The following is a 546-nucleotide window of genomic DNA, read 5'->3' on the forward strand; positions in this document are numbered from 1 at the left end:
GCCGAGGCCCGACGGCGCAGACGAAAGCTGGGCGATGGACTTTGTTGCTGACGCGCTGGTGCATGGCCGACGCATACGCATGTTGACGATCATCGACGCTTGGAACCGCGAGTGCCCGCACATCGAGGTCGACTTTTCGCTAACGGGTGTACGCGTGGCGCGTGTGCTCGAGCAATTGCGGCAACGAGGGCGATGCCCCAATCTGATTCAGGTGGATAACGGACCGGAGTTCGTTAGCAAGGCGCTCGATGCCTGGGCACACGAACATGGCGTCAAGCTGCAGTTCATTCGTCCAGGCAAGCCGGTGGAAAACGCGCACATCGAAAGCTTCAACGGCCGACTGCGCGAAGAATGTTTGAACCAGCATGCGTTCGTCGGTCTCGACGATGCACGCAAGCGAATCGAAGCCTGGCGCACTGACTACAATTCGGTGCGCCCGCATAGCGCCTTAGGGCAACTGGCGCCGGACCAATTCCGGCAATTGCATCAACCGAAAGCCGGCAAGCCCACTAACTTACGAATGGTGTACTCCAAGGGGTAAGGTCA

Annotated in this window: 1 protein-coding gene; it reads left to right on the forward strand. The window is 59.2% G+C overall.

The genetic code is table 11. From position 1 onward, the window contains the following. The coding region (locus PCA20602_RS25490; RefSeq protein WP_150723570.1) for an integrase core domain-containing protein at positions 1-541 on the forward strand (541 nt) is incomplete at its 5' end. Positions 542-546 lie beyond the last annotated feature (5 nt).

It is taken from the genome of Pandoraea capi (genome assembly GCF_902459735.1).
Lineage (GTDB): Bacteria > Pseudomonadota > Gammaproteobacteria > Burkholderiales > Burkholderiaceae > Pandoraea > Pandoraea capi.